Source organism: Kitasatospora acidiphila, assembly GCF_006636205.1.
Classification (GTDB): domain Bacteria; phylum Actinomycetota; class Actinomycetes; order Streptomycetales; family Streptomycetaceae; genus Kitasatospora; species Kitasatospora acidiphila.
The window spans coordinates 4,480,703-4,502,465 of record NZ_VIGB01000003.1; the positions used below are offsets into that span (position 1 = coordinate 4,480,703).

Consider the following 21,763-nt stretch of genomic DNA (forward strand, 5'->3'; position numbering starts at 1 on the left):
ACCGAGGCGGCAAGCCTCTGATGTGCGGGTGTGGTTGGCGACCGAAATCGACCGAACCGCCCTGCGGCCGATGATACACACCCGTGTCCTGTTCGAGACCGGCTATCGGTCGCCCAACCTGGGGCGGTGCCCATGGTTTGACGTCGCGGTGCTCAGGACGGCCGGTCGCCCGGTCCGGGCCGGCCGAAGACCACGGTGGCGTCGTCGTGCCGCTTGCCCGGGAACCGGCCCGGCGGGTCGGCCTGCTCGGCGGCCCGCACGGCCGCCAGCACTGCGTTCGGGCCCTGCGTGTCCAGGGTCTCCAGCAGCGTGTCCCAGCCCCAGCCGTACCGCTCCACCAGCCGCGACACGCCGTCGGTGAGCACCGCGAAACGCCGCAGCCCGGCCAGCGGGCGGGAGCCGGTGAGCGCTTGGTCGGCGGCCTCGGGGCGGGTGCTCGCCACCCAGAAGCCGCCGGCCGCGTTGCGCAGCCGGGAGACGCTGGCCCGGTCGTAGGCCGGCAGCCGCTCCACCCGGTCGTCCAGCACCACCTGCGGCTCGCCGCCGATCGGCTGCAGCACGACCGGGGAGTCGGCCAGCACCAGATGGTCGAACCGCCCGCTCCCCCAGCGCACCATCGCCACGGTGGCCGACGGGCTGTCCGGGTTGCCCAGCTCACAGGTGCCGGCGTGCAGGGCGCAGACGGCCTCGATCCCGGCCCGCAGCACCTCGCGCAGCTCCGCATCCGGCCGCTCCACCAGGAGCCGGGCCAGCTGGGCCCCAGCCGCCCGGTCAGCCACGCCACGTCATGCCGGCACCCGGTGGGCGCCCCGCTCGCGGTGGCCCCGTCCAGCACCACCACGAAATGGGATCCGACGAGTACGAAGTCTTCATTGGCCCGATCATCACCCGGGGCCGCCTCGCACAGGCTGCTGAGCCGCATTGCCACTCCCGTTCGCCGGGTAGCTGCGCCAAAAACGAAACGCCCGCTCACCGAGATCGGTAAGCGGGCGTTTCCGCAGGTGGGCCTAACAGGACTTGAACCTGTGGCCTCTTCCTTATCAGGGAAGCGCTCTAACCGTCTGAGCTATAGGCCCTTGCCGCACTGAAAGATTAGCGGACCGATGGCCGATCTCCCAAATCGATGCCCTGACCCTCCTTCGGTCCCCCGATCGCAGGCCCCGGCTCGGGGATGCCGGCCTCGGTCGACTGGCGGCGCAGCCACTGCTCGCGGGTGGCCGGGAGGCCGCTGGCACCGCTGACGGCGGTGCGCACGGCCAGGACCTGGTTGATCCCGATCCGGTTCTCCTCGAAGGCCAGCGCGGACGCCGCCATGTAGAGCCGCCAGACCCGGGCCCGGCCGCGGCCGGCCAGCCGGACCGCCTGCGCCCAGTCGGCCTCCAGGTTGGCCACCCACTCGCGCAGCGTCAGGGCGTAGTGCTCGCGCAGCGATTCGACGTCGCGCACCTCGAAGCCGGCCTCCTCCAGCGCCGAGACGGTGCTGCCGACCGGGGAGAGCTCGCCGTCCGGGAAGACGTAGCGGTTGATGAAGGGGCTGGTGGTGTGCGGCACCCCGGGGCGGTCGGGGCGGCGGGCGATCTGGTGGTTGAGCAGCCGGCCGCCGGGGACCAGCAGGTCGTACAGGCCCTCCGCGTAGACCCGGTACTGGGCGCTGCCGACGTGCTCGGCCATGCCGACCGAGGAGATCGCGTCGTAGGGGCCGTCGGGGATCTCGCGGTAGTCCTGCAGCCGGATCTCCACCCGGTCCGCCAGCCCGGCCGCGGCCACCCGCTCCCGGGCCAGCGCCACCTGCTCGGCGGAGATGGAGACGCCGACCGCGCTGACCCCGTAGTGCTCGGCCGCGTGCAGCACCAGGGAGCCCCAGCCGCAGCCGACGTCGAGCAGCCGCATGCCGGGCCGCAGGCCGAGCTTGCGGCAGATCAGGTCGAGCTTGGCGAACTGGGCGTCCTCCAGGCTCTTGCCCTCCGGGGTCCAGTAGGCGCACGAGTAGACCATCGACGGGCCGAGCACCAGGCGGTAGAACTCGTTGCCCACGTCGTAGTGGTGGCTGATCGCGGCCCGGTCCCGGGTGCGGCTGTGCAGCCGGCCCTGCTGGCGGGCCTCCTCGGGGGGCAGCGCGGGATTCGGGCCGAGCGCGCCCGCCTTGGCCAGCACGGCCAGCGCCCGGCGCCCGGCCGGGCCGGTCAGGTCGCCCCCGCCCAGGTGCAGATCGCGCACCTCGGGCCGCTCGGTGAAGTGCGCCGCCTCGGCCAGCACCGCGTAGATGTCCTCGCCGGGGCCGAGCTCCAGGTCGCCGGAGACGTAGGCCCGGGCCAGGCCGAGCTCGCCGGGGGACCAGAGCAGCCGGCGCAGTGCCCGCCGGTTGCGCAGCACCAGCAGCGGGGCGTCGGCCGCCCCTGCGGTGCTGCCGTCCCAGGCCTGCAGTCGGAACGGCAGCCGGGACCCGAGCAGGCCCTCCACTGCCTCGACGAGCTGCGATGCGATCTGAGCCATCGTGTGGAACCTCCGCGCAACCGTGGGGACAGCTGAACGCCGAGCAGTTGCCCCCGAACCCGTACCGGTAGCCGTGCAGGCAGCCGCACCAGCCAACCCGGAGCGACACCGAGGAGTCCCGGCGGCACGCCGGGCCCCGGACGGCTGTCACCCGAATGGCGAAGCGGGCCCCTTCGATAAAACCGCCGAAGGGGCCCGCCTATGCCGGATTTCGCGAAACTCGTTCGTGAACCGGTGCGTACTGAGTGAGGTTGTGACGATATGTCAGGCTGACGTCAGGTCAGCCCGGCTCTGCCGGGTTCGGGTCACTCCTCCTCGGCCAGCGTCAGCTCGACGCCGCCGGTGAAGCCGGCCGCCGAGTTGTAGATGAACGCGGCGAGGGTGGAGAGCGCGGTCAGCAGCACCACGTCGATCACGGCGATCAGCACGGTCCAGGTGAGCACCTGGCCGAAGCCGACGTAGTCCATGATGTTGACGCCGCCGGTGCCGGTGCTGCCCGAGCCGGTGACCTCCTTGAGGGTCTTGCCGATCGAGTCGAAGACGCCCAGGGTGTCCAGCGTGGTCCAGAGCACGATGGCGGCCACGATCATGATGATGCCGAGCGCCAGCGACAGCAGGAAGCTGACCTTCATCACCGACCAGGGGTCGGCCTTGAGCACCCGCAGCCGCGCCTTGCGGACCCGGCCGGAGCCGGCCGGAGCCGGTGCCGCGGCGGCCGGACGGCGGGCCGCCTGGCCCGACTGGCCACCGCCGGAGCCACCCGAGCCACCCGGGGCGCGGTTGCCGCGCGCCGAGGCCGGCTCCCCCTTGGTGTAGGTGGTCGGCTGGGAGTACCCGCCGGCGCCGGGAGCCGGCTGGGCCGGCGGTGCGGGCACCGTCGGCTTGCCGGAGGCACCACCGCTGTAGCCGCCGGTGGAGCCCACCGCGGACATCACAGAGGTGGACGGCGTCGGTTGCTCGGCCGACGGCTGCGGAACACCTCCGTACGGCGCACCGCCCGGCACGGCACCTCCCGCAGCACCCGTGGTCCCACTCACTCTGGTTCCTCCCGCAGTTCCTGCCCGGGACGCGGCCACGTCCCGGTCGACACTCCACTGTGCGGCATCAAGCTGAGAAGCCCGAAACCGGGGCAGCCGGTACCCCCGTCGAACGGCGGGGGTACCGGCTGCCCCACCACCGTCAGGCCTGGTCAGCCGCCTCGGACGAGGCGGCTGCGGCGTCCGCCACACTGTCGGTGTCCGCGCCGTCGATCGGCTCGGCCGTACCGTCGGCGACCTCGTCGTCCTCGGCCTCCGCGTTGCGGGCCATGCCCACCACCGCGTCGCGCTTTCCGAGGTTGATCAGTTGGACGCCCATGGTGTCACGTCCGGTTTCACGAACGCCCGAAACCCTGGTCCGGATCACACCGCCGGAGAGGGTGATCGCCATGATCTCGTCGGTCTCCTCGACCACCAGCGCGCCGACCAGCGAGCCGCGGCCCTCGACGATCTTCGCCGCCTTGGTGCCGAAGCCGCCGCGGCCCTGGATCCGGTACTCGTCCACCGAGGTCCGCTTGGCGTAGCCGCCGTCGGTCGCGGTGAAAACGAAGGTGCCGGGGCGGACCACGTTCATCGACAGCAGCTCGTCGTCCTCGCGGAACGCCATGCCCTTGACGCCGGAGGTGGCCCGGCTCATCGGGCGCAGCGCCTCGTCGGTGGCGGTGAACCGGATCGACTGGGCCTTCTTGGAGACCAGCAGCAGGTCGTCCTCGGCGGAGACCAGCTCGGCGCCGATCAGCTCGTCGTCCCGGCCGTTCTCGTCGGTGCGCAGGTTGATCGCGATCAGACCGCCGGAGCGCGGCGAGTCGTAGTCCTTCAGCGCGGACTTCTTGACCAGGCCCTCGCGGGTGGCCAGCACCAGGTAGGGCTTGTCCTCGTAGGTGCGGATCGCCATCACCTGGGTGATGTGCTCCTCCGGCTGGAAGGCCAGCAGGTTGGCCACGTGCTGGCCGCGGGCGTCCCGGCCGGCGTCCGGCAGCTCGTAGCCCTTGGCCCGGTAGACCCGGCCCTTGTTGGTGAAGAACAGGATCCAGTTGTGGGTCGTGGTCACGAAGAAGTGGTCCACGATGTCGTCCTGCTTCAGCTGGGCACCGCGCACGCCCTTGCCGCCGCGCTTCTGCGAGCGGTACAGGTCGGAGCGGGTCCGCTTGACGTAGCCGCCACGGGTGATCGTGACGACGATGTCCTCCTCCGCGATCAGGTCCTCGATCGACAGGTCGCCGTCCGAGGGGATCAGGGTGGAGCGCCGCTCGTCGCCGTACTTCTCGACGATCGCGGTCAGCTCATCGGAGATGATCTCCCGCTGCCGGGCGGGGGAGGCCAGGATCGCGTTGTACTCGTCGATCTTGCGCTGCAGCTCGTCGTGCTCGTCGGTGATCCGCTGCCGCTCCAGGGCGGCCAGGCGGCGCAGCTGCATCTCCAGGATCGCGTTGGCCTGCAGCTCGTCGATGGTGAGCAGGTTCATCAGGCCGCTGCGGGCGGCGTCCGCCGACTCCGAGGCGCGGATCAGCGCGATGACCTCGTCGATCATGTCCAGCGCCTTGAGCAGCGCGCGCAGGATGTGCGCCCGCTCCTCGGCCTTGCGCAGCCGGAACCGGGTGCGCCGGACGATCACGTCGACCTGGTGGTTGACCCAGTGCCGGATGAAGGCGTCCAGCGAGAGGGTGCGCGGCACCCCGTCGACCAGGGCCAGCATGTTGGCGCCGAAGTTGGTCTGCAGGTCGGTGTGCTTGTAGAGGTTGTTCAGCACGACCTTGGCGACCGCGTCGCGCTTGAGCACGATCACCAGGCGCTGGCCGGTCCGCGAGGAGGACTCGTCGCGGACGTCCGCGATGCCGGCGATCCGGCCGTCCTTCACCAGGTCGGCGATCTTCAGCGCCAGGTTGTCCGGGTTCACCTGGAACGGCAGCTCGGTGATCACCAGGCACTGGCGGCCCTGGATCTCCTCGACCTCGACCACGGCACGCATGGTGATCGAGCCGCGTCCGGTGCGGTACGCCTCCTCGATCCCGCGGCGGCCGACGATCAGCGCACCGGTCGGGAAGTCCGGCGCCTTGATCCGCTCGATCAGCGCCTCGAGCAGCTCCTCGTTGGAGGCCTCGGGGTGCTCCAGCGCCCAGAGCGCACCGGAGGCGACCTCGCGCAGGTTGTGCGGCGGGATGTTGGTGGCCATGCCGACCGCGATGCCGGTGGCACCGTTGACCAGCAGGTTGGGGAAGCGCGAGGGCAGGACGGTCGGCTCCTGCGAGCGGCCGTCGTAGTTGGCGGCGAAGTCGACGGTCTCCTCGTCGATGTCGCGCATCATCTCCATCGACAGCGGCGCCATCTTGCACTCGGTGTAGCGCATCGCCGCGGCCGGGTCGTTGCCCGGCGAGCCGAAGTTGCCGTTGCCGTCCACCAGCGGCATCCGCAGCGACCACGGCTGCGCCAGGCGCACCACGGTGTCGTAGATGGAGGTGTCGCCGTGCGGGTGGTAGTTGCCCATCACGTCGCCGACCACGCGGGCGCACTTGTAGTAGCCCTTCTCGGGCCGGTAGCCGCCGTCGTACATCGCGTACAGCACCCGGCGGTGCACCGGCTTGAGGCCGTCGCGGACCTCGGGCAGCGCACGGGAGACGATCACGCTCATCGCGTAGTCGAGGTAGGAGCGCTGCATCTCGGTCTCGAGCTCGATCGGCTCGATCCGGCTGACGAAGGTGTCGGTGGAGCCGGTCTGCGGCTGCTCGCCGTCGGGACGGTTGTCGTCGACCACTGGTGGTCAGTTTCCTTTCACGCGTGACTGGGGTGTGCGGAGCAGACTGCTCGTCACACGTCCAGGAAGCGGACGTCCTTGGCGTTGCGCTGGATGAACGAGCGGCGGGCCTCGACGTCCTCACCCATCAGGACCGAGAAGAGGTCGTCGGCGCGGGCCGCGTCCTCCAGGGTGACCTGCATCAGCAGGCGGTGCGCGGCGTCCATGGTGGTGACCCGCAGCTCCTCGGCGTTCATCTCGCCCAGACCCTTGAAGCGCTGGATCGCGTCGTCCTTGGGGAGCCGGCGGCCGGCCGCCACGCCCGCCTCGATCACGGCGTCGCGCTCGCGGTCGGAGTAGACGTACTCGAAGTCGTCCTTGCCCCACTTGATCTTGTACAGCGGCGGCATCGCCAGGTAGACGTAGCCGGCCTCGACCAGCGGCCGCATGAAGCGGAACAGCAGGGTCAGCAGCAGGGTCCGGATGTGCTGTCCGTCGACGTCGGCGTCGGCCATCAGGACGATCTTGTGATAGCGCAGCTTGGACTCGTCGTAGTCCTCCTGGATGCCGCAGCCGAAGGCCGAGATCAGCGCCTGGACCTCGGTGTTCTGCAGCACCTTGTCGATCCGGGCCTTCTCGACGTTCAGGATCTTGCCGCGGATCGGCAGGATGGCCTGCACCCGCGGGTCGCGGCCCTGCTTGGCCGAGCCGCCGGCCGAGTCACCCTCGACGATGAAGATCTCGCACTCGGCCGGGTCCTTGGACTGGCAGTCGCTCAGCTTGCCGGGCAGCGAGGCGCTCTCCAGCAGGCCCTTGCGGCGGGTCAGGTCGCGCGCCTTGCGGGCCGCCATCCGGGCCGTGGCCGCGGTGATCGACTTGCGGATGATGTCCGCGGCCTCGTTCGGGTTGCGGTCCAGCCAGTCGTTGAGCTGCTCGTGCACCACCCGCTGGACGAAGGTCTTCGCCTCGGTGTTGCCCAGCTTGTCCTTGGTCTGGCCCTCGAACTGCGGCTCGCCGAGCTTGACCGAGATGACCGCGGTCAGGCCCTCGCGGATGTCCTCGCCGGAGAGGTTCTCGTCCTTCTCGCGGAGCAGCTTCTTCTCCCGCGCGTAGCGGTTGACCAGGCCGGTCAGCGCCGCCCGGAAGCCCTCCTCGTGGGTACCGCCGCCGTGCGTGTGGATGGTGTTGACGAAGGAGTAGACGCCCTCGGTGTAGGAGGCGTTCCACTGCATGGCGACCTCGACCGAGATCGTCTTGTCCTTGTCCTCCGCCTCGAAGTCGATCACCGAGGGGTGCACGACGTCGCCCTTGCGGGAGTTGAGGTCCTTCACGAAGTCGGCGATGCCGCCCTCGTAGTGGTAGGTCACCGCGACCGGGTTGCCCTCGTCGTCGATGTGCTCCGGGCGCTCGTCGGTCAGCCGGATGGTCAGGCCCTTGTTGAGGAAGGCCATCTCCTTGAACCGGCGCGACAGCGTCTCGAAGGAGTAGACGGTGGTCTCGAAGATGTCGCCGTCGGCCCAGAAGGTGACGCTGGTGCCGGTCCGGTCGGTGGCCTCGTGCTTGACCAGCGCCGCGGTCGGGGCGCCCATCTTGTAGTCCTGGGTCCACCGGTGGCCGTCGGTGTGGATCTCCACCGCGAGGCGGGTGGAGAGCGCGTTGACCACCGAGACGCCGACGCCGTGCAGACCGCCGGAGACGGCGTAGCCGCCGCCGCCGAACTTGCCGCCGGCGTGCAGCACGGTGAGCACCACCTCGACGGCCGGCTTGTCCTGGCCGGGCACGATGCCGACCGGGATGCCGCGGCCGTTGTCGACGACCCGGATGCCGCCGTCGGCCAGGATGGTCACGTCGATGGTGTCGGCGTGGCCGGCCATGGCCTCGTCGACGGCGTTGTCCACGACCTCCTGGACCAGGTGGTGGAGGCCGCGCTCACCGGTCGAACCGATGTACATACCGGGCCGCTTGCGGACCGCGTCGAGGCCCTCCAGCACCTGGATCGCGCTGGCGTCGTACGACGACCCCTTTTCGGCAGGGGTGGTCGCCGGGTCGGTGGGGACGGGGGACTGGCTGGACTCGCCGGAATCGGCCACGAAGCGCCCTCTCTGGCACAGCGCGGGCCGCATCCCCGACCCGGTTCGGGCGGGCGTGCGACCACGGCGTTTCGACTCAGTTACCGCAAGATGCAGTGTTTGGGCTTCAGTCTACCGGTACGACTGACATAGATGGGCGTTTGGCAGGCCTTGAAGGCGGATTTGGCGCCCCGAATCCCCTCCGCACATGTCCCGATACTCGCCCGGGGGCTGAGCGGCTTCACACGGGCCGCCAGCGGTTCCGGAAGTGTGCGCTCCGTCAAGATCCGCCTCCGCGGCACCGCGCCGGACGACTCAGCCCCAGGTGTCGCGCGGACCGGTGCTGCCCGGCGCGCGCAGCCGGCCGTACCGCCGCTGCGGCACCGACGGACCCAGCACCCGGATCACCCGGACCGTGCCGTGCCCCAGCTCGTGGTTCAGCCGCGCCACCAACTGCCGTGCCAGCAAACGCAACTGAGTGGCCCACGCGGTGGAGTCACAACGCACCGTCAGCACCGCGTCGGCCTCGTCGAAGTGCTCGGGGGCGCAGTGCGCGGCGATGTCCGGGCCGACGATCTGCGGCCAGCGGCCCATCACCCCGGCCACCGCGGCCGGCGCCTCCCAGCCACGCTCCGTGATCAAACGATTGAGCGCGGCCCCCAGCGGCACCGGGTCGCGGCCGTCCGCCCGGGCCCCGCTGCGCAGCCCGTGCCGCTTCGCCTCGCGCTTCTCGCGCACCTGCTCGCCGCGCTGCCTGGCCTGCTCCTTGGCCGCCCGCAACGCGACCCGGGCCAGGTCGACACCGGAGAGCTCTGGTTCGTCGCTCATCGGCGGTGCGCTCCTTCTTCCCCAGGCTGTGGACAGACCAGGGTACGGCTTCGCGCCCCTCGCCGGTGGATCCGTCAGGGGTGGATCCGGCTGACCTCGCCGCCCGACACCGCGTACCGCGCGCCGGCCAGCGCCTTGGGCACGTCCTCCGGCACCGCCGCGGTGACCAGCACCTGCTCGCCGCCGGCCACCAGCTCGGCCAGCTGGTCGCGTCGTCTGGCGTCCAGCTCGGCGAAGACGTCGTCCAGGATCAGCACCGGCTCGCCGCCGTCGGCCCGCAGCAGCTCGTAGGAGGCCAGCCGCAGCGCCAGCGCGAACGACCAGGACTCGCCGTGGCTGGCGTAGCCCTTGGCCGGCAGGGTGCCGAGCAGCAGGCCCAGCTCGTCCCGGTGCGGCCCGACCAGGGTCAGCCCGCGCTCGGTCTCCTGCTTGCGCGCCGCCCGCAGCGCCTCCAGCAGCCGCTGCTCCGCCTCCTCGCGGCTGCCCGGCAGGGCGCCCTCGAAGGCCGAGGCCCGGTACTCCAGCGCGGTCGGCCCGCCGCCCGGCGCCAGCCGGTCGTAGGCCTGCGCCACCAGCGGCTGCAGGGCGGCCACCAGCTGCAGCCGAAAGGCCGTCAGCTCGGCCCCGGCGCGGGCCAGATGGCCGTCCCAGACCTCCAGGGTGGACAGGTCGGCGCCCTTGCCGCCGCCGGCCCGGCGGGCCATCGCGGCGGTCTTCAGCAGCGCGTTGCGCTGCTTGAGCACCCGCTCGTAGTCGGACCGCACGCCGGCCAGCCGGGGCGCCCGGGCGGTCAGCAGCTCGTCCAGGAACCGCCGCCGCTCCCCCGGGTCGCCCTTGACCAGCGCCAGGTCCTCGGGGGCGAACAGCACGGTGCGCAGCAGGCCCAGCACATCGCGCGGGCGGACGTTGTCGGAGCGGTTGATCCGGGCCCGGTTGGCCTTGCCCGGGGTGATCTCCAGTTCGATCAGGGTGGTCCGGCCGCGGTCCTCGACCGAGCCGCGCACCACCGCCCGCTCGGCGCCCTGGCGGACCAGCGGGGCGTCGGTCGCCACTCGGTGGCTGCCCAGCGTCGCCAGGTAGCCGATCGCCTCCACCAGGTTGGTCTTGCCCTGGCCGTTGGGCCCCACGAACGCGGTCACGCCCGGGTCGAGGGGCACCTCGGCCCGGGCGTAGGAGCGGAAATCGGCGAGCGACAGATGCGCGACATGCATGGGGAGGTACTGCGCCCGCCTTCTGTCTACAGCCTGTGGATTACTTGCTCTCGACCGCGTGGCCGCCGAACTCGTTGCGCAGCGCGGCGATCATCTTCATCTGCGGGGAGTCGTCCTGGCGGGAGGCGAACCGGGCGAACAGCGAGGCGGTGATCGCCGGCAGCGGCACGGCGTGGTCGATCGCGGCCTCCACCGTCCAGCGGCCCTCGCCGGAGTCGGCCGCGTAGCCGCGCAGCTTGTCCAGGTGCTCGTCCTTGTCCAGGGCGTCGACCGCCAGGTCGAGCAGCCAGGAGCGGATCACCGTGCCCTCCTTCCAGGAGCGGAAGATCTCCCGGACGTCGGTCACGCTGTCCACGGCCTCCAGCAGCTCCCAGCCCTCGGCGTAGGCCTGCATCATGGCGTACTCGATGCCGTTGTGGACCATCTTGGCGAAGTGGCCGGCGCCCGCCTTGCCGGCGTGCACCGCACCGTACTCGCCCTCGGGCTTGAGCGCGTCGAAGATCGGCTGGACCCGAGCGATGTGCTCGGCCTCGCCGCCGTACATCAGCGCGTAGCCGTTCTGCAGGCCCCAAACGCCGCCGGAGACGCCGCAGTCGACGAAGCCGATGCCCTTCTCGGCCAGCAGCGCGGCGTGCTTCTCGTCATCGGTCCAGCGCGAGTTGCCGCCGTCCACCACGATGTCGCCCGGCGAGAGCAGCTCCGAAAGCTCCTCGATGGTCTGCTGGGTCGGCGCGCCGGCCGGCACCATCACCCAGACCACACGCGGGCCCTGGAGCTTGGTGACCAGCTCCGGGAGGCTGGCGACGTCGGCGAGGTCGGGGTTGCGGTCGTAGCCGATGACGGTGTGGCCGGCGCGGCGGATGCGCTCGCGCATGTTGCCGCCCATCTTGCCGAGACCGATGAGGCCGAGCTCCATGACTTGTCCTTACCTGAAGTTCGTGCAATCCGGCGGCGCCGTTGCCGCGCCTCAGAGCCTACGCCGCGCCGGTGTCCACAGGAGTTCGGGCCGATTGTGGACACCGGCGCTTCGTCACATCGGACGGAGGGATCAGCCGGACAGCCGGACCGGCATGATCAGGTACTGGTAGGCCTCGTCGGCCTCCGCGTCCACGGCGGGCTTGCCGGAGAGCAGGGCCGGCTTGGTGGAGGTGGTGAAGGAGAGCTGGGCGTAGGCCGCGTCGACCGCCTTGAGGCCCTCCTCCAGGTAGCCCGGGTTGAAGGCGATCGAGATGTCGTCGCCCTCCAGGTCCGCCTCGATCCGCTCGGTGGCCTGGGCGTCGTCGCCGGAGCCGGCCTCCAGGGTCAGCACGCCCTGCTCGAAGTTGAGGCGCACCGGGGTGTTGCGCTCGGCGACCAGCGAGACGCGCTTGAGCGCCTCCAGGAACGGCTGGGTCTGCACCGCGGCGATCGCGTTGAACTCGGTCGGGAAGAGGCTGCGGAACTTGGGGAACTCGCCCTCCAGCAGCCGGGTGGTGGTCCGGCGGCCGGCGCCCTCGAAGCCGATCAGGCCCTCGCCGGCGCCGCCCGAGGAGAGCGCGATCGAGACGCTGTCGCCGCTGCCCAGCGACTTGGCGATGTCCTGCAGAGTGCGGGCCGGCACCAGGGCGACCGCGGAGATGTCCGGCTGCTCGGGCTTCCACAGCAGCTCGCGGACGGCGAACCGGTAGCGGTCGGTGGCAGCCAGGGTGATCTTGTCGCCCTCGATCTCGACCCGGACACCGGTGAGCACCGGCAGGGTGTCGTCCCGGCCGGCGGCGACGGCGGCCTGGCTGACGGCGGTGGCGAACACGTCGCCGGAGACCGTGCCGGTCGCGGTGGGCATCTGGGGCAGCGCCGGGTACTCGTCGACCGGCAGGGTCGGCAGGGTGAAGCGCGAGCTGCCGCAGACCACGCTGACCCGCATGCCGTCGGTGGAGATCTCCACCGGCCGGTTGGGCAGGTTGCGGGAGATGTCGTTGAGCAGCCGGCCGGAGACCAGCACGGTGCCGGACTCCTCGACGTCGGCTTCCAGCTCGACCCGGGCCGAGACCTCGTAGTCGAAGCCCGACAGTGCCAGGGTGCCGTCCTGCGCGGTCAGCAGCAGGCCGGCCAGCACCGGCACCGGCGGCCGTGCCGGGAGGCTGCGGGCCGCCCAGGCCACTGCCTCCGCGAGGACGTCACGCTCCACCCGGAACTTCACCGGTAACCGCCTCCTGGATCCTGCTGTCGCTTGCTGATCTTGGTCTTGCTCTGTTGTTGCCGAAGACAGTCTGACGTACTCGGCGGACAGTCGATGCCGACCGGCGCAAGTCGGGCGAACACCCGTCCGGACGGCTTGTCCACAGATTTCGGCCCACCCCGCTGTTTCGCGATTCCGGGGCTCTCTAGGTGTAGCCGTAGTAGTAGGGCCTGTGGATACCGTGGATAACCCCGTTTCCGCAGGTCAGCACCGCTTTTTTGTCCACAGTGGCTGTGGAGGGCGCCGGTGGATAACCGGGCGCCGCTGTGGACGGCGGAGCGTTACTCACAGGGCACGCTGAGTATCCACAGCTTTTCCCCAGCTCCTTCCCCAGGTTCGGCCCGGGTTATCCACGGCCGTCGGGTCAACATCGCGTGACGGCTTTCACACCGGCCGATGAACCGGGCCCGACGGCTGTCGAACAGTGGACATCGCTGTGGAGAAGCTGGGGATAACCGCCCTGGGCCTGTGGATTGACGGTGGACAACTTTCCGGCGCTCTGACGAGCCGCCAACTGTCCACAGGCTGTGGATAACTGTTGTGCACAAGTCCACAGGCAGTTGACCTGCGGCGACGAGCGTAGCGGCGGGCGCCCTGTGGAGGAATTCTGGATAACTCCGGGTTCCCCACCCTGTGGACCGGGGAAAACCCCGGCTCCTGTGGAGAACGGCTCGACGGGTCGGCACTGTTCGAATTGATGCTCAGTTGTGCGAAGCGGCCCGGAGCTTGGTGGAGCGTCAACTTGATCCCTTCCCCAGGCTGCGGGCGGCTACACCCGGCTTTTCGCGAGAATCGAAAGGGGCGCCGGCGGACGCCGAAAAGGGCCGGTGGACGGCCGAGAACGGCTGTCCACCGGCCCTGGAGACCGGGTGGCGGGGTCGCTAACTCTTGATGCGGTTGGTGAGTTCGGTGACCTGGTTGTAGAGCGAGCGGCGCTCGGCCATCAGCGAGCGGATCTTGCGGTCCGCGTGCATCACGGTGGTGTGGTCGCGGCCGCCGAACTGCGCGCCGATCTTCGGCAGCGACAGGTCGGTGAGCTCCCGGCAGAGGTACATGGCGATCTGACGGGCCGTCGCCAGCACCCGGCTGCGCGAGGAACCGCACAGGTCCTCCACGGTGAGCCCGAAGTAGGCCGCCGTCTGCTGCATGATCACCTGGGCGGTGATCTCCGGCCCGGCGTCCTCGTCGCCACCCGGGATCAGGTCCTTGAGGACGATCCCGGCCAGCTCCAGGTCGACCGGCGAGCGGTTCAGGTTGGCGAACGCGGTCACCCGGATCAGCGCGCCCTCCAACTCGCGGATGTTGCGGGTGATCCGGGAGGCGATGAACTCCAGCACGTCCGCTGGGGCGTTGAGCCGCTCCTGGATCGCCTTCTTGCGAAGGATCGCGATCCGGGTCTCCAGCTCCGGCGGGGTCACATCGGTGATCAGGCCCCACTCGAAGCGGTTGCGCAGCCGGTCCTCCAGGGTGGTCAGCAGCTTGGGCGGCCGGTCCGAGGAGAGCACGATCTGCTTGTTGGCGTTGTGGAGCGTGTTGAAGGTGTGGAAGAACTCCTCCTGGGTCGACTCCTTCTGCGCGAGGAACTGGATGTCGTCGACCAGCAGGATGTCCATGTCCCGGTAGCGCTTGCGGAACGCGTCCGCCTTGCCGTCCCGGATGGAGTTGATGAACTCGTTGGTGAACTCCTCCGAGCTCACGTACCGCACCCGGGTGCCGGGGAAGAGGCTGCGTGAGTAGTGCCCGATCGCGTGCAGCAGATGGGTCTTGCCGAGGCCGGACTCGCCGTAGATGAACAGCGGGTTGTAGGCCTTGGCCGGGGCCTCGGCGACCGCCACCGCGGCCGCGTGCGCGAACCGGTTGCTGGCGCCGATCACGAAGGTGTCGAAGAGGTACTTGGGGTTCAGCCGTGCGGCCGGCTCGTCCTTGCGCCCGAGCTCGCCGGAGGAACCACCGGGCGGCGCGGGGACGCCGCGGTCGCCGACCCGCTCGGGCAGGCCGGCGGGGCCCGGTCGGTCGGCGGGCTCGGGCCGCTCCGGCTCGGGGCGCTCGGTGCCGCCGGCTGCGGTCGGCTCCTCGCCGGGCCGGCCGGGCGGCTGGCGCAGCGCGGCCGGCGGCAGGTCGCGGCGGATCGGCGGCAGCCCGCGGCCAGAGCCGCGGCCGCCGCGGCCCTGGTGCTCGGTGGAGTCGTAGGCACCGCCGAACAGGTCGCCCTGGGCCGGCCCGCCGGGCTGGGCGCCGGTGGCGCCATGGGCGTTCTCGGCCTCCCAGTCGCGGTACTGGTACGGCTGCTGCTCCTGGTAGCCGGGGGGCTGCTGGTAGGCCGGTCCGCCGTAGGGCTGCTCCTGGTACGGCGGGTAGTCGCCGTAGGGCTGCTGCTGGGGGTAGCCGGGAGTGCGGCGCTCCTCGTAGGAGTAGTCCTGGTAGGGCTGCGGCTCGCGGTAGCCCGGCTCGGGCTCGGCCGGGCGCGGCGGCGCGGGTGCGGGGGCCGGTGTGGGCGGCGCGGCGTTGGCGTCGACCATCACGGCGATCCGCACCGGGCGGCCGAACAGCCGGCTGAGCTCCTCGGTCAGCTGCGGCAGCAGCCGGCCCTCGAGCACCTGCTTCGCCCACTCGTTGGGGGCGGCCAGCAGGGCGGTGTCGTGCATCATCCACATCGGCTGGGTGCGCTGCACCCAGACCTTGTCCTTGTCGCCCACCGAGGTGTCGTTGACCAGCCGCTCGACGACCTCCGCCCAGGCGGGGACGAGGTCGCTGTTGACATCAGCCACTGGTGCACGCTTTCTCGTTCCCCCATCGGGGGGATGAACAAAACCAGACAAGTCCTGCAACGGTAGTCAGCGGACAGAGCTGATTCAAGTTGTTGTCCACAGGCTGTGGGTGAGCGCGGGACGAGTGGCCGGTTTGACCCTCGGGCGTCCCGCCGCGTACCGTAACGAGGTCGAGTTGTCGATGGCCGCTGCCGCATGCCCGCGGGTCCACCCCGCTTCCAGAAGGCGCGCAGCACGGGCGCCGTGGATTGTCCGAAACCCAGCGGACCTGGGGATTCGGGCCGGATTTCCCAGAAGTGAGGGGAGATCGCGCGGACGCACGGTGACGGCCATGCCGCAACTCGTCACCCTACGATTCACCCCAGGAGCCCCCGAGTGAGCAAGCGCACCTTCCAGCCGAACAACCGTCGTCGCGCCAAGACCCACGGCTTCCGGCTGCGGATGCGTACCCGCGCCGGCCGCGCCATCCTGGCGTCCCGCCGTTCCAAGGGCCGCGCCAGCCTCTCCGCCTGATCCGCGCCAAGAGTCTTCAGTGCTGCCCTCCGAGAATCGGCTGCGGCGGCGCCAGGACTTCTCGACCGCGGTGAAACGCGGCCGCCGGGCCGGTCGGCCCCTGCTGGTGGTCCATCTCAGACGAGAGGACGGACCGGCGGGGGACGGGTACAGCGACTCCCACCCGCACGCCGCCGAGGGACCTCCCTCGGTGCGTGCGGGTTTCGTCGTGAGCAAGGCGGTCGGTCCCGCGGTCGTGCGGAACCTGGTGAAGCGTCGTCTACGTCACCTGGTACGGGACCGTCTGGGCGCTCTGCCCGCAGGTAGCCTGATAGTGGTACGGGCGTTGCCTCCGGCGGGGTCAGCGTCCTACACGGATCTAGCACACGACCTGGATGCCGCTCTCAAGCGGTTGCTCCGGACGGATCCGGCCACAGCGACCGGATCAGGGCCGACAGGATCAGGGCGATGAAGTACCTGCTGATGGGGCTGATCAGGGTCTATCAGTGGACGATCAGTCCGCTGCTCGGTCAGGTCTGCCGCTACTACCCCTCGTGCTCGCACTACGGCTATGAGGCCGTGCGGGTGCACGGGGCGGTGAAGGGCAGTGTGCTCACCGCATGGCGCATTCTGCGCTGCAACCCATGGTCCCCGGGTGGAGTGGACCACGTACCGCCGCGCAAGCGTCCCGTCTGGCACCAGCGATTGCGAAACCTGGTGCACCCCAGGACGACCGGTAGCGCCGCGCTCCCGGAGCCGACGACCAAGCCCAATGCTCAAGGAGTCTGACCGGTGACCTGGTCCTTCCTGAACCCTCTCTACACAGCGGTCTCCTGGATCATCGTCCAGTTCCACTCGCTGTACAGCCACGTCTTCCCGGCCGACAGCGGTTGGGCCTGGGGGCTGGCGATCGCCTCGATGGTGGTCGTGATCCGGATCTGCCTGATCCCGCTCTTCGTGAAGCAGATCAAGTCGACCCGGGCCATGCAGGCGATCCAGCCGAAGATGAAGGCCATCCAGGAGCGCTACAAGAACGACCGGCAGCGCCAGTCGGAAGAAATGATGAAGCTCTACAAGGAGGCGGGTACCAACCCCTTCTCGAGCTGCCTTCCGATCCTGGTGCAGATGCCGTTCTTCACCGCCCTCTACGGGGTGCTGAGCTCGATCGCGCACAACAAGCCGATCGGTGTGATCAGCGGCGTGACGCTGGCGAGCGCGCAGAAGGCGCACATCTTCGGCGCCCCGCTGTCGGCGACCTTCGTTGGCAGCCACTCGACCAACGTCAAGATCGTCACCGCGATCATGATCGTGCTGATGTCGCTGTCGCAGTTCATCACCCAGCGCCAGCTGATGACCAAGAACGTGGACCTCTCGGTCAAGACGCCGTTCATGCAGCAGCAGAAGATGCTGATGTACGTCTTCCCGGTGATGTTCGCCGTGATGGGCATCAACTTCCCGGTCGGTGTGCTGGTCTACTGGCTCACCACCAACGTCTGGTCGATGGCCCAGCAGCTGGTCGTCATCCGGAACAACCCGACGCCGGGCTCCACGGCCTGGGACGAGCGGCAGGCGCGGCTGAAGGCGGCCGGCCGGCTGAACCCGGACGGCACCGTGATCAAGGGCAGCGGTCCGCTGAGCAAGCTGTTCGGCGGCAAGGCCGCTGCCCCGGCGCCGCAGCAGGCCGCCGCGCTGGTGCAGGAGTCGGTGCAGGTGCGCCGCCAGCAGCCGCGCAAGCAGACCAAGGCGCAGCGTCAGCAGCACAGCGGTTCCGCCGGTTCCGCCGGTGGTGCCAAGCCGGACGCGGCTGCTGCCAAGTCGGAGACGGCCACGGAGCCCCAGGAGTCGGCCGCGCCGGTCGAGGACGCGGTTCCCAGCGGCCAGGGCGCCGGCCGGACGCAGGGCGGCGGCGGCAAGCGCCCGGCCGCCAAGCAGGGCGGTGGGGCCAAGCGCGGTCCGCAGCAGGGCGGCGGCCAGCGGCCCAAGAAGAAGTCCTGAGCCGCACCGGTCGGCCCACCACGCTCGCATCCGAACGTCGTTCCTGGCCCGCTCCGGGCCCGTATCACTAAGGAGCCCATCCCGTGACGGAAGGCACCACCTCCGCTGCCCTCAACGGCTCGGACGCCGCGGCCGACGCGGACACCCTGGTCGCTCGCCTGGAGCAGGAGGGTGAGATCGCGGCCGACTACCTCGAAGGCCTGCTGGACATCGCCGACCTGGACGGCGACATCGACATGGACGTCGAGGGCGACCGGGCCCTGGTCTCCATTGTGAGCGAGGGCAACGACCGCACCCTGCAGCGGCTGGTGGGCCAGGACGGCGAGGTGCTGGAGGCGCTCCAGGAGCTGACCCGGTTGGCCGTGCACCGGGAGACCGGTGAGCGCAGCCGACTGATGCTGGACATCGCGGGCTTCCGGGCCCGCAAGCGGGCCGAGCTGGCGGAGCTGGGTGCGAAGGCGGCGGAGCAGGCCAAGCAGACCGGCGAGCCGGTGAAGCTGCGGCCGATGACGCCGTTCGAGCGCAAGGTGGTGCACGACGCGGTGGCGGCAGCCGGGCTGCGCAGCGAGTCGGAGGGCGAGGAGCCGCAGCGCTGCGTCGTGGTGCTGGCGAGCTGATCGCTCGGGACGACCGGCCAAGGACCCCGCTCGCACGTCGGTGCGGGCGGGGTCTTCGTACGTAGCGCATGCGGGGGTCCGGAGAATGGCGTGGGATTGTTTCACGTGAAACGGCAGGGGCAGTGAGCGGAGAGACTGAGATGGCGACGGAGAGTGCGGCGGGCGAGGGCGGTGCCCCGGGCCTGCCCGAGGCCCCGCCGGCGGCGCGGGAGATCTTCGGTGAGAACTTTCCGGCGGCGCAGCGCTACACGGAGCTGCTGGCTTCGTCGGGAGTGCAGCGCGGGCTGATCGGTCCTCGGGAGGTGCCGCGGCTGTGGGACCGGCATGTGCTCAACTGCGCGGTGCTGGCCGAGCTGCTGCCGAGCGGGGCGTCGCTGTGCGACGTGGGGTCGGGCGCCGGGCTGCCGGGGATCCCGGTGGCGCTGGCCCGGCCGGACCTGTCGGTGACGCTGCTGGAGCCGCTGCTGCGCCGCACCACCTTCCTGGAGGAGGTGGTGCGTGAGCTCGGCCTGCAGAACGTCACGGTGCTGCGCGGGCGGGCCGAGGAGATGGTCGGCAAGATCTCGGTGGAGATCGTCACGGCGCGGGCGGTGGCGCCGCTGGACCGGTTGGCCGGCTGGGGCATGCCGCTGCTGCGGCCGTACGGTCAGATGCTGGCGCTCAAGGGGGACACCGCCGAGCAGGAGCTGGCGGACTCGCGGGCGGCGCTGGTCAAGCTGGGCGCGGTGGAGTGGGCGGTGCTGCCGGTCGGGGAGCAGGTGCTCGGCGCCTCGACCCGGGTGGTCCAGGTGAAGGCCGGCGAAAGCCCGGGCGGCGTGAAGGCGGCGACGCGGCGCGCCAAGGCGGCCCGGGCCGGCCGGGCGAGCGGTCGGCCGGCCGAGCCGCGTGGCGGTGGTCGCCGCCGGCGCTGACCGCCCTGCGGAGAAAGCCCCTGGTCGCCGAGGTGCGGCCGGGGGCTCTTTGCTGCCCCTGGTGCCTCGCCCTTGCTGCTCCCGGAGTGTCGTGCCGTCAGAATTCCGACATAGCGGGCATGGTGTTTCACGTGAAACGTCGTTCTCTGCTCTTCGGCATCCTCGGGCGCGGCCGGGCGGCGACTGTCGCCGCTCCGGTTTCACGTGAAACACTGACCCCCATGCAGGAGTCGGAGACCATCGATCAGATCGATGACACCCCATCGCGCGGGCGGCGCAGGCCGCCGTGCAGGCGCTGGGGCGCGCGGGCGAGGGCCTGCCGCGACCGCCGGCGACCCGGGTGATCGTGGTGGCCAACCAGAAGGGCGGGGTGGGGAAGACCACCAGCACCGTCAACATGGCCGCCGGGCTGGCCATGCACGGGCTTCGGGTGCTGGTGATCGACCTGGACCCGCAGGGCAATGCCTCCACCGCGCTGGGCATCGACCACCACGCGGAGGTGCCGTCGATCTACGACGTGCTGGTGGAGGGCAAGCCGCTGGCCGATGTGGTGCAGCCGGTCCTTGAGGTGGAGGGGCTGTTCTGCGTGCCCGCCACCATCGACCTGGCGGGCGCGGAGATCGAGCTGGTGTCGCTGGTGGCCCGGGAGAGCCGGCTGGCACGGGCGATCGCGGCCTATGAACAGCCGCTGGACTACATCCTGATCGACTGTCCGCCCTCGCTGGGGCTGCTGACGGTCAATGCCCTGGTGGCGGGTCAGGAAGTGATGATCCCGATCCAGTGCGAGTACTACGCGCTGGAGGGGCTGGGACAGCTGCTGCGCAATGTGGACCTGGTGCGCGCGCACCTCAACCCGGCGCTGCACGTCTCCACCATCCTGCTCACCATGTACGACGCGCGGACCAGGCTGGCCGCGCAGGTGGCGGAGGAGGTGCGCAACCACTTCGCCACCGAGGTGCTGCGCACCGCGATCCCCCGCTCGGTGCGGATCTCCGAGGCCCCGAGCTACGGGCAGACGGTGCTCACCTATGACCCGGGGTCCACCGGAGCGCTCTCCTACCTGGAGGCGGCGCGGGAGTTGGCGCTGCGGGCGGTGGCGCCGGAGACGGGAGCGCCGACGGCAGTGGAGCAGGCGGCGGCCGAGGCGCTCGGCGCGGTGGGGCGGCACACGATCGGGGCGCAGGCGGTGCCGATGACGGAGCAGAGCACGATGGAGGGTAATCGGTGAGTGGTCGCAGGGGTCTGGGTAAGGGGCTGGGCGCGCTGATTCCGGCGGCGGCCTCACCGGCGCCCGCGGGTGCGGCTGCCGCGCCGGCGCGTCCGGCGGTGGGTCGGCCGGCGGGGTCGGCGCCCGGGGCCGCTGCGGTCTCGCCGAGCGCGGTGCCGCTGCTGCCGCCGCCCGGGCGGGGCACGGTGGCGGAGAAGGCGGCCGAGCAGGCGCTGACGGAGCTGGCGCCGGTGGCCGGTGCTCGGTTCGCGGAGCTGCCGCTGGACGCGATCACCCCGAACCCGCGGCAGCCGCGTGAGGTCTTCGACGAGCAGAAGCTCGAGGAGCTGGTCGCCTCCATCAAGGAGGTGGGGCTGCTGCAGCCGGTGGTTGTCCGTCAGACCGGGCCGGACCGCTATGAGTTGGTCATGGGTGAGCGGCGCTGGCGGGCCTCGCGGGAGGCCGGTCTGGAGCGGATCCCGGCGATCGTGCGGGCCACCGAGGACGACAAGCTGCTGCTGGACGCGCTGCTGGAGAACCTGCACCGGGCGGAGCTGAATCCGCTGGAGGAGGCGGCCGCCTATGACCAGTTGCTGAAGGACTTCGGCTGCACCCATGACGAGCTGGCCGACCGGATCGGTCGCTCCCGTTCGCATGTCTCCAACACCCTGCGGCTGCTGAAGCTGCCGTCCGCGGTGCAGCTGCGGGTGGCTGCCGGGGTGCTGACGGCCGGGCACGCCCGTGCCCTGCTGGGGGTGCCGGACGCCGAGCGGCAGGAGGTGCTGGCCACCCGGATCATCGCGGAGGGCCTCTCGGTGCGCACCGTCGAGGAGATCGTCGCGCTGATGGACGGGGAGGCCGAGGAGCCCAAGCGGGCCGCCGGACCGAAGGCGGGCAAGCTGCTGTCGCCGGCCTTCAACGATCTGGCGGGTCGGCTTTCGGACCGCTTCGAGACCCGGGTCAAGGTCGAGGTGTCGCAGCGCAACGGGAAGCTGGGCAAGGGCAAGGTGGTGCTGGAGTTCGCCTCGGTGGAGGACCTCAACCGGATCCTGGACAGCCTGGCTCCGGGCGAGGACGGGCTGCGGCTCTCGGGGAGCTGAGCACGGCCGGCAGCAGTGCCGGATGTGGGGCCACCTGTGGGTGCATGTTTCACGTGAAACATGCACCCACAGGCGTTGTAGGTGCT

18 protein-coding genes and 1 tRNA gene are annotated in these 21,763 nt (G+C 70.7%); 8 read left to right on the forward strand and 11 right to left on the reverse strand.

All coding sequences use genetic code 11. The features are described 5' to 3' along the window. Positions 1-152: 152 nt before the first annotated feature. The 11 genes from E6W39_RS21195 to dnaA all read right to left on the reverse strand — a co-directional run bounded on the left by E6W39_RS21195 (position 153) and on the right by dnaA (position 15,355). Entirely contained in the window at positions 153-779 is a 627-nt protein-coding gene (locus E6W39_RS21195; protein ID WP_220140247.1) for a protein phosphatase 2C domain-containing protein, read from the reverse strand. A gap of 223 nt (positions 780-1,002) precedes the next feature. After that, positions 1,003-1,076 (reverse strand) — tRNA-Ile (locus E6W39_RS21200). Positions 1,077-1,092: 16 nt separating this feature from the next. Then, entirely contained in the window at positions 1,093-2,493 is a 1,401-nt protein-coding gene (locus E6W39_RS21205) for an SAM-dependent methyltransferase (protein WP_141634864.1), read from the reverse strand. Between the two features lie 305 nt (positions 2,494-2,798). Then, positions 2,799-3,425, reverse strand: coding sequence for a DUF3566 domain-containing protein (locus E6W39_RS21210; RefSeq protein WP_141634865.1), 627 nt, complete (start codon positions 3,423-3,425; stop codon positions 2,799-2,801). Between the two features lie 247 nt (positions 3,426-3,672). Beyond that, positions 3,673-6,213: a DNA gyrase subunit A gene (gyrA, locus tag E6W39_RS21215; RefSeq protein WP_141637871.1), complete on the reverse strand. Its 2,541-nt coding sequence runs from the start codon at positions 6,211-6,213 to the stop codon at positions 3,673-3,675. Between the two features lie 122 nt (positions 6,214-6,335). Then, complete coding sequence (gyrB, locus tag E6W39_RS21220; RefSeq protein WP_141634866.1) at positions 6,336-8,384, reverse strand: DNA topoisomerase (ATP-hydrolyzing) subunit B; 2,049 nt, start codon at positions 8,382-8,384, stop codon at positions 6,336-6,338. A 261-nt stretch (positions 8,385-8,645) separates the two neighbouring features. Then, positions 8,646-9,158: a DUF721 domain-containing protein gene (locus E6W39_RS21225; protein WP_101380670.1), complete on the reverse strand. Its 513-nt coding sequence runs from the start codon at positions 9,156-9,158 to the stop codon at positions 8,646-8,648. 74 nt (positions 9,159-9,232) lie between these two features. Beyond that, entirely contained in the window at positions 9,233-10,369 is a 1,137-nt protein-coding gene (gene recF, locus E6W39_RS21230; RefSeq protein WP_141634867.1) for a DNA replication/repair protein RecF, read from the reverse strand. 40 nt (positions 10,370-10,409) lie between these two features. Further along, positions 10,410-11,285 (reverse strand): phosphogluconate dehydrogenase (NAD(+)-dependent, decarboxylating), encoded by an 876-nt coding sequence (gene gnd, locus E6W39_RS21235; RefSeq protein ID WP_141634868.1) that lies wholly within the window; start codon positions 11,283-11,285, stop codon positions 10,410-10,412. Between the two features lie 132 nt (positions 11,286-11,417). Next, positions 11,418-12,548: a DNA polymerase III subunit beta gene (gene dnaN / locus E6W39_RS21240; protein WP_101380673.1), complete on the reverse strand. Its 1,131-nt coding sequence runs from the start codon at positions 12,546-12,548 to the stop codon at positions 11,418-11,420. 920 nt (positions 12,549-13,468) lie between these two features. Next, positions 13,469-15,355, reverse strand: coding sequence for a chromosomal replication initiator protein DnaA (dnaA, locus tag E6W39_RS21245; RefSeq protein WP_141634869.1), 1,887 nt, complete (start codon positions 15,353-15,355; stop codon positions 13,469-13,471). A gap of 375 nt (positions 15,356-15,730) precedes the next feature. Here dnaA and rpmH point away from each other — a divergent pair, with 375 nt between their 5' ends. The 8 genes from rpmH (at position 15,731) to E6W39_RS21285 (ending at position 21,677) form a co-directional block, all read left to right on the forward strand. Further along, positions 15,731-15,868: a 50S ribosomal protein L34 gene (gene rpmH, locus E6W39_RS21250; RefSeq protein WP_006348049.1), complete on the forward strand. Its 138-nt coding sequence runs from the start codon at positions 15,731-15,733 to the stop codon at positions 15,866-15,868. A gap of 19 nt (positions 15,869-15,887) precedes the next feature. Further along, positions 15,888-16,319, forward strand: coding sequence for a ribonuclease P protein component (gene rnpA / locus E6W39_RS21255; protein ID WP_141634870.1), 432 nt, complete (start codon positions 15,888-15,890; stop codon positions 16,317-16,319). Beyond that, positions 16,316-16,636 (forward strand): membrane protein insertion efficiency factor YidD, encoded by a 321-nt coding sequence (gene yidD / locus E6W39_RS21260; protein ID WP_101380676.1) that lies wholly within the window; start codon positions 16,316-16,318, stop codon positions 16,634-16,636. Before rnpA ends, yidD begins: the two co-directional genes overlap by 4 nt. Positions 16,637-16,639: 3 nt before the next feature. Then, complete coding sequence (yidC, locus tag E6W39_RS21265) at positions 16,640-17,842, forward strand: membrane protein insertase YidC (protein WP_141634871.1); 1,203 nt, start codon at positions 16,640-16,642, stop codon at positions 17,840-17,842. An 83-nt stretch (positions 17,843-17,925) separates the two neighbouring features. Continuing rightward, a complete protein-coding gene (locus E6W39_RS21270) occupies positions 17,926-18,459 on the forward strand; it encodes a Jag family protein (RefSeq protein ID WP_141634872.1) in 534 nt (177 codons plus the stop codon). A gap of 140 nt (positions 18,460-18,599) precedes the next feature. Next, a complete protein-coding gene (gene rsmG, locus E6W39_RS21275; protein WP_141634873.1) occupies positions 18,600-19,370 on the forward strand; it encodes a 16S rRNA (guanine(527)-N(7))-methyltransferase RsmG in 771 nt (256 codons plus the stop codon). Between the two features lie 286 nt (positions 19,371-19,656). Further along, positions 19,657-20,598 carry a ParA family protein gene (locus E6W39_RS21280; RefSeq protein WP_228718269.1) on the forward strand — a complete coding sequence of 314 codons (942 nt, stop codon included), beginning with the start codon at positions 19,657-19,659 and terminating at the stop codon, positions 20,596-20,598. After that, the gene (locus E6W39_RS21285) at positions 20,595-21,677 is read left to right on the forward strand and encodes a ParB/RepB/Spo0J family partition protein (RefSeq protein WP_141634875.1); all 1,083 of its coding nucleotides are present in this window, start codon (positions 20,595-20,597) and stop codon (positions 21,675-21,677) included. Before E6W39_RS21280 ends, E6W39_RS21285 begins: the two co-directional genes overlap by 4 nt. The last annotated feature ends 86 nt before the right edge of the window (positions 21,678-21,763 follow it).

What these genes read in the sequence shown, in the direction of transcription:
- gyrB (WP_141634866.1), bottom strand. Translation starts at nt 8,384, where the DNA reads ATGCGGCCCGCGCTGTGCCAGAGAGGGCGCTTCGTGGCCGATTCCGGC.
- E6W39_RS21210 (WP_141634865.1), bottom strand. Translation starts at nt 3,425, where the DNA reads ATGTCCGCGGTGGGCTCCACCGGCGGCTACAGCGGTGGTGCCTCCGGC.
- E6W39_RS21205 (WP_141634864.1), bottom strand. Translation starts at nt 2,493, where the DNA reads ATGGCTCAGATCGCATCGCAGCTCGTCGAGGCAGTGGAGGGCCTGCTC.
- gnd (WP_141634868.1), bottom strand. Translation starts at nt 11,285, where the DNA reads ATGGAGCTCGGCCTCATCGGTCTCGGCAAGATGGGCGGCAACATGCGC.
- yidD (WP_101380676.1), top strand. Translation starts at nt 16,316, where the DNA reads ATGAAGTACCTGCTGATGGGGCTGATCAGGGTCTATCAGTGGACGATC.
- recF (WP_141634867.1), bottom strand. Translation starts at nt 10,369, where the DNA reads ATGCATGTCGCGCATCTGTCGCTCGCCGATTTCCGCTCCTACGCCCGG.
- E6W39_RS21225 (WP_101380670.1), bottom strand. Translation starts at nt 9,158, where the DNA reads ATGAGCGACGAACCAGAGCTCTCCGGTGTCGACCTGGCCCGGGTCGCG.
- rsmG (WP_141634873.1), top strand. Translation starts at nt 18,600, where the DNA reads ATGGCGACGGAGAGTGCGGCGGGCGAGGGCGGTGCCCCGGGCCTGCCC.